Raw genomic sequence first — 9,978 nt, 5'->3', positions numbered from 1 at the left:
CAATAACGGAAGTGTTTTGTTTCGCAGCCCAATTGAATTTTCACTGCACCGGGCAATATGCTTTTTGCCGTTAATGCTTTTATCAATTCATCTGCACTGGTAACATCATCATTGAGCAATTCAATTTGATGGCACAACTGATTTACTACTGTTGTGAGCTTTGCAACATCATCTTTGAAACCGAAGTGAATAGCTTCCTGGTTGGCGTTGTATTCGGTGCTGCCTTTTTCATCTGCTGCTGGCGGTCCTACAAACTCTAATTGCTGAACTGTGGACAATGGTTCTTCCAAATCCAACACATAAAAATCTTCTATGGTTGTTGTTTGTGAAAGGCTTGCCTTGAACTGTTCCTGTATGCTGAAATAAAGCTGAATGAGGCTATGTTTTAAGTAATACAAAGCGAAGTGAACAACGCTGCTTTGTGCATCAGGAACCGTTGTAAAGCCCTGTTCATTTAATTCTGTGGTAACCTGTTTGGCTAATACTCTCACATTGGTAAGGGTTTTGCCAACCTGATAGCGAATATCAACTAACTCTGTCCAGTTTGCAGCTTGCTGCAATACTGCATTGAAAACACGAAGTGTTTCTCCGGTGATTATGAAATAATAAAAGTGGGTAACGGCATCTTTATACTTTGGTAAATCGGTTTTGTATAAAAGCTGCTGCAATGGTGCGTTGCCTATGGTTTCATCCGCCACTATTTTTTGAAGTGTTGGGTAATCAACCAACAATGCTGTGAGTTGCGAAAGCAACGCTGCATTGGTATTGGGTGAAGCTGATTTTGCAGCTTTCACCAATTCAGTGAACCGCCTTGTGTTGGTGGTATCTAATTTCCACGGCTTTAATACACCGTGCATGATGCTGTCTAATACTTTTACTTCCATCGCTATAAGTCTAATTTAATTTTATTGGCCGCCTCCTGTTTTTTATGGTCAATTACCTTAGCGTAAATTTCGGTTGTTTTTAAATGCCTATGACCTAAGAGTTTTGAAACCGTGTAAATATCTGTTCCTAATGTAATCTGTAATGTGGCGTAGGTATGCCTTGCACAGTGAAAAGTGATGTGCTTCGTGATACCTGCTTTCATTACCCATTCACGGAGTTTTAAGTTATGCCAGGCACTGTAATACAATCCTTCAAATACTTTATCATCCTGCTTTCTTCTTTCACCTAAAAGCGAAAAGGCTTGTTCTGAAATGGGTAATGTTTCTGCTCCCTTTGTTTTCTTCTGCCTGAAACGGATGTAATACCCGGACTGCTCGGAGTGCTGCACTTCTGACCAAACCAGCTTTTCTATATCCGACCAACGCAAACCACTCAATGCAGAAAAGATGAAAGCAGTTTTGAGTACCGGCATTTCACACTCCACTTTTGCTGCTGCCTGTAATTCTTCCAAAGTGAGAAACTCTCTATCAGGATCATCTGACCTGATGCCTTCCACCTGGTTTGCTGGATTGGTTTGTATGATGCCTTCTTTTACGGCTTCCTTTAAAGCTGCTGTTACTTTGCTGAAATAGGAGGACTGTGAATTTTGTGAAAGGTGTTTATTGGTTTTGCTCTTGGCTTCGGATATGAGATAGGTTTTAAAATCTTCCAGCCAGTTTTTATCAACGTCTTTAAATGATGCACCATTTTTGGCAAACTTCTTCAAGTGTTTCAGCACACTATCCCAATTGCCCCAATTTCCCTCGCTGCCTTTTCTTTTCTCGGTAAGCCTTTCAAAGTAGGCAATGAAACTACCTTTGGCTTTATCGGTATCCCGAAAGCCATATTCTTCATTCTTTATCTGGAGCAATCTTTTTGACCTGATGGCTTCTGCCAGGATCATTGTTTTACGGTTCTCTTCCTTCTGCTCTTTGGTGAGCTTGCCTTTCTCCGGCTCGGGTATGATGTATAATTGCAAATACTCATAGTCTCTTTTACCATCACCATAGTAATCAAGATACAGGCTGATTTTATCGCCCTTTTTGCGTTGTCTTAAAGTTACTGTCATGCTTCAGTTAATTTGAATAGTTCGTTGATAGCTGTTCGTGGGATTCGGGTACTTCTGCCCAACTTACCTGCTTTGAGTTCGCCTTTGTCGATGAGCCTGTAAATGGTCCATCGGCTGGCGTTGATTAACTGGCAGGCTTCATCTACGGTTAGAAATTCCTTTTGAGAAATGGCAGGGTCGTACATGGCTTTCTCGGTTTCTACCTTGATGGCCACTTCAATTTTTTCATCCCGCTTCCGTTGTTTGTATGCTCTCTTGGCACAAGTATCTGAGCAAAACTGTGTAACAGTAGTTTTGGCGGTAAAACGATTACCGCAGTGCTGACAAGATTTCTGTAGACGAATGTTGCTGCTCATTTTGTTGCCTGTTGTTGCTACATGTAGCAGCTTGTAGCTGTATGTAGCATGTTCTCTCCGGAGTGTTGCCTGATTTGTGGGCAACAAATCTGGGCAACAATCGGGCAACAAATATAGGTAAAAAAGTGTAGTTGGGCAACAAATAAAGGAAAGATAAATCAGCTAAAACGTAACATAGACAAGCATTTATGAAACAAATAAAAGATAATTACTTTCCTATACAGAACTTACTAAAGATATAATCCAGCTGATCCTCGTGTGTAATGGTACCAGTGATGGTTCCTAAATGATGCAGGCATTGTCTGATATCCAGTGCAAGTAAATCACCTGGAACCCTGTTATGCAAACCAGCCTCCACTTCCTCAATAGACTTTAGCAATGCTACCAAAGCCGCATTGTGTCTGGCATTGGTTACTATTGTAGACTCTGCATGTATGTTTCCGTGAATGGTTTTATTCACCAGTTCTTTTTTCAGCGCTTCAATCTGCTCGTTGTTCTTTGCAGAAATAAATAACTGATTGGCAAATTGTTCAAAGTATTTAAGTTGCTCTTTGGATGCCAGATCTGCCTTATTACCAACGAGTATATATTCAATTTTTTCTGCTTCAAATTCTGCAACCACTTGTGCAAGCTCTTCTGCTGTTGTGGTTAAAATATCATATAGATAAATCACGAGTTCTGCAGCACGCATTTTTTCCTTACTCTTACTTACTCCAATCTGTTCAATTGCGTCAGCAGTATGTTCTCTAATTCCAGCAGTATCAATTAATCTGAATAATACACCATCAATGTTCAGTACTTCTTCAATCGTGTCTCTGGTAGTACCGGCAATATCACTTACGATTGCCCGGTTCTCATTCAATAAGGTATTAAGTAAGGTTGACTTCCCGGCATTGGGCTTTCCAATAATAGCTACCTGCACACCATTCTTGATTACGTTGCCCAGCTTAAAGGACGCAATTAATTGCTGTGTGGCTGTTTTTAGTTGTGCTATTAATTCAGCAAATGCAGATCGGTCTGCAAACTCTACATCTTCTTGTGAAAAATCTAACTCTAACTCTATTAATGCAGAAAAACGAATTAGGGTTTCTCTTAATTGCGACAAATCAGAAGAGAACCCTCCTCGCATGGTATGCAATGCGGCTCGCTTACTGGCTTCTGTATTACTGGCAATTAAATCAGCTACTGCTTCTGCCTGTGCAAGATCCATTTTGCCCTTTAAAAAAGCTCTTTGCGTAAACTCCCCGGGTTTTGCCAAACGGATTCCTTTGGAAGTAATTGCCTGAATAATCTGTTCCTGTATATAAGGAGATCCATGACAACTGATTTCAATTACATCCTCACCAGTGTACGATTTAGGACCTTTGTATAAGGAAAGTACCACTTCGTCTATCACAGTATCCCCATCTTTCAGTAAACCTACATGAAGCGTATGAGATGCCTGCTTCAGCAAATCCTTAGAAGGGAATAGTTGATTCAGCACGCTAAAACTGGCGGGTCCGCTCACCCTGATTACCCCTATCGCCCCAATCCCTGGCGCGGTTGCCAATGCCACAATCGTATCGTCCCAGCCCTGTAAACTCGTATTCATTCAGTAAAGATAAAAAACCCCGGGACTTTGCAGCACCGGGGTTTGTAAGATGATTATTTCGGAGATTACTCTTCAGAAACCATGAATGTAATGCTCTGCTTGTGACGATAGATTACGTTTCTACCGTTCTGTACCGCAGGCTTCCATTTAGGTCCTCTGGTAATTACACGAACCGCTTCGTTCTTAGTACCATAACCTGGATCGTTTTCAGCAACTACGTCACTGATTGTACCATCCTTTGCCACGATGAAAGAAACCACTACAGTGTACTTTCCTGGAGGCGCACCGTTTTCAACTGGTAAGTCTCTGTTCAGGTTACGCTCCAGATACTTTGCCCATGCAGACAAACCACCAGGGAATTCAGCAGGGATTTGCACCACTGTGAAAATCTTATCGTAATCTTCTTCTTTTTTAGGAGCTTCTACCACACCAGTACCTGATTCAACCGGAGGAGCAACGATACCCTCATCTTTAGCACCTTCCTGATTGATTGTACCAATTTTGGTGTCTTCTAATTTTTCAACCTCTTTAATTTCATCTTCTTCCTTCACTTCCTCATCTTTTACAATCTTAGGAGGAGTGAACTTAGTGATTTCCACTTTAGGAGGTTCTTGCTTTGGTGGTGGTGGTGGTGGCGGCGGTTCAGGCTTTTTCTCTTCCTGTTGCACGTTTTCCAACGACACATCCTGCACTATTAATTCTGTCTTCGAACCTGATGTAGAATTGGCAAGTAGGTTACCCAACAATGCCAGCACAACGATGAGTACGGTAGCTACTAAAGCCTTAACCATTCGCTTATTGTAGGTTTTACGTAACTCATAAGCGCCATACTCTTTGTTTCTTCCATCAAAGATGATGTCGAGAATGTCTGCTGATTGAATTTTATTTACGTCCATTGTAAAATGTTATTAAGTTAGTTGCTTGTTGATATTAATTAGATGCACCACCAGCCGCAGCACCGCTTGCATCTGATATTTTAACCAACTGTGCTTCAGGGTCTGAAATATCTACAAGTGCATAACGCTTAAGCACATTAATGGCCATCTCATCTAATATATCTACTACATTCTTGTAAGTACAGTCAACTGAAGGCTTAATCACCACCACTAAATCCTTTTCAGGAGTGTTACGTTTCTTATCAATCAGAACCGTTCTGATTTCTTTGAAAGTAGATGATTTAAAGTTGGATCCGTCTGATGCTAATTGACCTTCATAGTAGAAGACGTTATTGTCTTTTCCCAGTAACAAGGTAATAACACCAGATTCCTTAGCCTTATTTTGTTCCTCCGGATTATCCGCATCTTTTGGCAAAAAGAGCTTCATAGCCGTAGGCTGACTCATGGTTGTAGTGAAGATAAAAAAGGTAATCAACAAGAAACCTAAGTCCACCATGGGTGTTAAGTCAACCCTGGTTGATAGTTTTTTCCCTTTCTTGACGCCGGGTCCTTTTTTATGGCCACCGCCGCCCGAGGTATCCATTTCTGCCATGTTGGTAGAATTTAGTTTTCGTTATAAATTATTTTACTCTTCTAGTTTTTCGCCTTTCTGATTCATCTTCCAAAGATCAGTGCCTACTGGTGCAGCTTCAGGGGTTGTAACCATCTGAAACTTCAAAATATCATTTTTCTTAAAGGCATCAATAATCGCCTTGAAAGCAGGATATTTAGCAGCATTGTCCCCTTTTAAAAGGAATGCTGGTTCTTTCTCGCCCATGTAAACTTCTTTGGTTATTCTCATCCAGGTAACCAATTCGTTGTTGGCAGTATCCATTACTGGAATACCAGGTAGTTTATCACCCTTACGCTGATCTTCAGGCAATGCCAGGAAAGACGCAAGGCTACCGAATGGTGCTCCAAAAAACAGTGACTTTTTAAAAGCCGCTGTGTTTAATCCCAGATTTCTGGTGGAATTCAAGGCATTGGCAATTGCTTCCTTCTTAGACTCGTCGTCCATTTCAAGAAATACCTTGCCATTTGCATCCAGAATTACCATTACATAATCTTTCTGGGGGGCCACTTTTGCAGCAACAGAATTGGGTGTAGTAACAGCAATTGCTTCAGCGGGTTTAAACTTGGTCGTTAAGATAAAGAACGACAACAAGAGAAAGGCCACGTCGCACATCGCCGTCATGTCAATATTTGTACTCTTCCGAGGTAATTTGGCTCTACCCATTGTTTTGTTTTTTACTGTTCACTTATATAGGATTCAAATCTTTGCGGATTCCACAAATAATATCAAAATTATTTGTAGTTAGCAGCGAAGCTTTGAGTTAAAGTGAAACCAGACTCATCAATACCATAAGTGATACCATCGATACGAGTAGTAAACACGTTATAGAAAATGATTGCTACAGCAGAAGTACCGATACCTAATGCAGTGTTGAACAACGCTTCAGAGATACCTTTTGACAATTCACGAGCAGCATCACCACCACCTTCGTCACCTAGAGCAGAGAATGATTTGATCATACCTAATACCGTTCCGAACAAACCTAATAGGGTTGCTACTGAAGCGATAGTTGATAAGAATACCAAGTTCTTTTCTAACATTGGTAATTCAAGAGCAGTAGCTTCTTCAATTTCCTTCTGGATATTCAATACTTTTTGTTCTGTTTCTAATTCTGTGTTGCTGATCATTTCCTTGTACTTCTTAAGACCAGCTTTCATTACATTACCTACAGAACCTTTTTGCTTATCGCAAGCAGCCAAAGCCTTGTCTACTTCTTTATTAGCAAGGTGGAACTGTACGCTACGCACAAACTCAGCATTGTTAGCTGTACCAGTTGCTTTGATTACAGTTAATAGACGCTCAATAACGAAGATTAATACAATGATGAAGTTACCAATCAAGATAGGTACAACGATACCACCTTCATACATTTTAGCAAGTCCAGTCAAAGGTCCTTTGTGGTTAGGCCAGAAACCGCCAGCTAAATCTGGATTGGTAAAGTTACTGTTGGTTCCTAGTACAAATCTCCAAAGAATGTACCCAATTACAACTCCTGCAAAAGGAGCAATCCATGAAATAATGTTGCTGCTCTTCTTCGGTTGAGTAGAAGTTGCACTTTTCACTGCAGCGGTTGGTTTTGTTTCAGCCATGACTCAAATGGTTTTTGATTTTTTTAAAAAAATAACTAATGGTTTAAAAAATTACTTCACAATGCTAATGAAAATTATTCTGAATTAACAAATTGTTTCAAATTCTTTAAAACAATTTAAACCAGCATTGGAAAGGGGTTGTAAAATAGGTATTTTATTGAAAGCAACAAACACAAGGTTTATTTTCTTTGAGTGAATTTTACCGATTTTTTAAAATTCTTCACCATTCATCCAATCCTTCTTGTTATTTGATTGTTAGATAGTTAACAACCCTATCTTTATAGGCATTTTTTTTAATAACACTAATTGCAACAATGAAAAAACTATTATTCACCAGTACAGCGCTGATGCTTGCCCTAAGTTTAGTGGCTCAACAGCGACCTCAAACCCCACCCCAGACGCCTGGCACGGGTGCTCCTGCACAGGGGCCTAACATGGGCAATTTGGCTAATATGATGAACAATGCCCAGCGCCAGGGGCCCAAACCTTATAAAGAGGTGATTACAGCTAAAGCTGTTTCCAAAACAGGTTTGTTCACCGTTCACAAGGTGGAAGACAAATATTATTTTGAAATTCCTGATTCCCTTTTTGGAAGAGAGATTTTATCAGTTGTTCGTTTTGCTAAAGTACCGGCCGGTGCTGGTTATGGCGGAGAGATTGCCAATCAGCAAACCATCACTTTTGAAAAAGGACCTAACAACAACGTATTCCTGAGAACAGTTACTTTGGTAAACAAGGCAGAAGAAAATCAGGATATCTTTAAAGCAGTTACCAATTCAAACTTAAACGCCATTGCGTCTGCATTTCCTGTTGCGTCATTAGGAAAAGACTCTACTGGTGTAGTAATTGACGTTACTGCTTTCTTCAGTGGCGACAACCAGGCGGTAAGCGTTAATCCGAATATCAAGAGAAGATACAGCTTAACTGCTTTGGCACAGGATCGTTCCTATATCAGCAAAATCAGTACTTACCCTATCAACACCGAGATTGTAACAGTTAAAACATTCAATGCAACTGCAGCGGCTGGTCCTTCTATACCGGGCTTACCTACTTCAGGTGCATCATTGGCTGCTGCAAGAGATGCTGGTGCGGTTACTATGGAAATCAACACTTCATTGTTGTTGTTACCAAAAGTACCTATGCAGCGTAGAATTGCGGATAAGCGTGTAGGCTTCTTTACAGATGACTTTGTACGATACAGTGATACACAGCAAAAAGTTGAGGAACTAAGTTTTGCAGTACGCTGGAGACTGGAGCCTAAAGATGGTGAGTGGGAAAAATGGAGAAGAGGTGAATTGGTTGAACCCAAGAAACAAATTATCTATTACATTGATCCTGCTACACCAAAACAATGGCGTTCTCACCTGATTGCAGGTATCAACGACTGGCAGGCTGCTTTTGAAAAAGCTGGTTTCAAAAACGCCATCGTTGGTAAAGAATGGCCAGAGAACGATACAACCATGAGCATGGAAGATGCCCGTTTCTCTGTTGTACGTTATTTTGCTTCTGATATTCCGAATGCTTATGGCCCTAACGTTCACGACCCAAGAAGTGGTGAAATTTTAGAAAGCCATATTGGCTGGTACCACAATGTTATGAAGCTGGTACACGATTGGTATATGGTACAAGCAGCTCCTAACGATCCAGGTGCACGCAGCATGAAATACGACGATCAGTTAATGGGAGACTTAATCCGTTTTGTATCTTCTCATGAAGTAGGACACACACTTGGATTACGTCACAACATGGGAAGCAGTAGTCAGACTCCGGTTGAAAAATTAAGAGACAAGCAGTGGGTTGAAGCAAACGGACATACTGCATCTATCATGGACTATGCCCGTTTCAACTACGTAGCTCAGCCTGAAGACAATATCAGCAGAAAAGGTTTGTACCCAAGAATCGGCGATTATGACAATTGGGCAATCAAATGGGGTTATGGTTATATCCCGGGAAAAGATGAAGAGGAAATCAAAAACAACAGTAACAAAATGGTTACTGCTGCTTTAAAAGAAAACCCTCGTCATTGGTTTGGTACTTATGAAAGTGGTAACCGCGTAGACCCAAGAAGTCAAAGTGAAGACCTGGGTGACAACTCTGTTAAAGCCAGCGAATACGGCGTTTTAAATTTAAAACGTGTAATGAAAGGTTTACCTGAGTGGACTAAGGAAGAAGGTGATCAGTACAGCAATCTTGCCAATATGTACGGACAAACATTAGGTCAGTTTAACAGATACGTTGGTCACGTGAGCACCAATATCGGTGGTGTATATGAAACCTTTAAAACAGTTGAGCAAAACGAAGCGGTTTATGAAATCGTTCCAAAAGCTCGCCAGAAAGAAGCGGTTGGTTTCATCAACAAACATGTATTTGAAACACCAACCTGGTTGGTTGATCGTGCTATGTGGAATAAATTCAACAACCCAATTTCTGCTGACCCAATTATGAGTCTTCAGGAAAGAACGGTTAACAGCATAGTTAGTACAGATCGCTTAGGCCGCTTACAATTGAGCGCTGAAAGATTTGGTGCTGATAAAGCTTATACAGCAATGGAACTGTTGAATGATGTTCAGGGAACTATTTTCAGTGAACTGAGCAGCAAGAAAGCCATTGACACTTATAAGAGAATGTTACAGAGAGCTTATGTAGATCGTCTGGCTTCTATCATCAATCCTGCTCCATCTTCTGCTGGTGGTATCACTATTAGCTTTGGCGGTGCAAGTGCTCCAATTGATGCTAAGAAATCCGATGTGACTGCTATCGTAAGAGCGCAATTGGTTAGCTTACGTGGTCAGCTTTCTGCTGCTGCTGCAACCACTGCCGACAGAATGAGCAAGATTCATTTAACTGATTTGGCTGAAAGAATCAAAGAAGCATTGGATCCTAAATAATTCCTTTTGTACCAGGTCTTATTGAATAAGACGCTACACAATAGAGATGAAA

At 40.7% G+C, this 9,978-nt stretch carries 9 protein-coding genes; 1 reads left to right on the top strand and 8 read right to left on the bottom strand.

What is annotated here, in order from left to right; translation table 11 throughout:
- The 8 genes from F777_RS15775 to F777_RS0105050 all read right to left on the bottom strand — a co-directional run.
- Window positions 1-884, bottom strand: an 884-nt coding sequence (locus tag F777_RS15775) for a DUF6617 family protein (protein WP_161631482.1), incomplete at its 3' end; no start/stop codon positions are given.
- A 2-nt stretch (window positions 885-886) separates the two neighbouring features.
- On the bottom strand, window positions 887-1,993 hold the full coding sequence (locus tag F777_RS0105080; RefSeq protein WP_026751100.1) for a site-specific integrase: 1,107 nt from the start codon (window positions 1,991-1,993) through the stop codon (window positions 887-889).
- Entirely contained in the window at window positions 1,990-2,349 is a 360-nt protein-coding gene (locus F777_RS0105075; RefSeq protein WP_026751099.1) for a helix-turn-helix domain-containing protein, read from the bottom strand. The genes F777_RS0105080 and F777_RS0105075 overlap by 4 nt, the downstream gene beginning before the upstream one ends.
- Window positions 2,350-2,557: 208 nt before the next feature.
- Window positions 2,558-3,940, bottom strand: a complete 1,383-nt coding sequence (gene mnmE, locus F777_RS0105070; protein WP_026751098.1) for a tRNA uridine-5-carboxymethylaminomethyl(34) synthesis GTPase MnmE — start codon at window positions 3,938-3,940, stop codon at window positions 2,558-2,560.
- A gap of 65 nt (window positions 3,941-4,005) precedes the next feature.
- Window positions 4,006-4,836, bottom strand: coding sequence for an energy transducer TonB (locus F777_RS0105065; protein WP_026751097.1), 831 nt, complete (start codon window positions 4,834-4,836; stop codon window positions 4,006-4,008).
- A 34-nt stretch (window positions 4,837-4,870) separates the two neighbouring features.
- On the bottom strand, window positions 4,871-5,428 hold the full coding sequence (locus F777_RS0105060) for an ExbD/TolR family protein (protein ID WP_026751096.1): 558 nt from the start codon (window positions 5,426-5,428) through the stop codon (window positions 4,871-4,873).
- Window positions 5,429-5,461: 33 nt separating this feature from the next.
- Window positions 5,462-6,112 (bottom strand): ExbD/TolR family protein, encoded by a 651-nt coding sequence (locus tag F777_RS0105055; protein ID WP_026751095.1) that lies wholly within the window; start codon window positions 6,110-6,112, stop codon window positions 5,462-5,464.
- 68 nt (window positions 6,113-6,180) lie between these two features.
- Window positions 6,181-7,038 carry a MotA/TolQ/ExbB proton channel family protein gene (locus tag F777_RS0105050; protein ID WP_026751094.1) on the bottom strand — a complete coding sequence of 286 codons (858 nt, stop codon included), beginning with the start codon at window positions 7,036-7,038 and terminating at the stop codon, window positions 6,181-6,183.
- Between the two features lie 314 nt (window positions 7,039-7,352).
- Here F777_RS0105050 and F777_RS0105040 point away from each other — a divergent pair, with 314 nt between their 5' ends.
- Window positions 7,353-9,926: a zinc-dependent metalloprotease gene (locus F777_RS0105040; RefSeq protein WP_026751093.1), complete on the top strand. Its 2,574-nt coding sequence runs from the start codon at window positions 7,353-7,355 to the stop codon at window positions 9,924-9,926.
- Window positions 9,927-9,978: the final 52 nt, after the last annotated feature.

This window comes from Sediminibacterium sp. C3, from assembly GCF_000508085.1.
Lineage (GTDB): Bacteria > Bacteroidota > Bacteroidia > Chitinophagales > Chitinophagaceae > Sediminibacterium.
The sequence above is the reverse complement of the archived record's forward strand: the minus strand, read 5'-3'. Positions and strand labels throughout refer to the sequence as shown.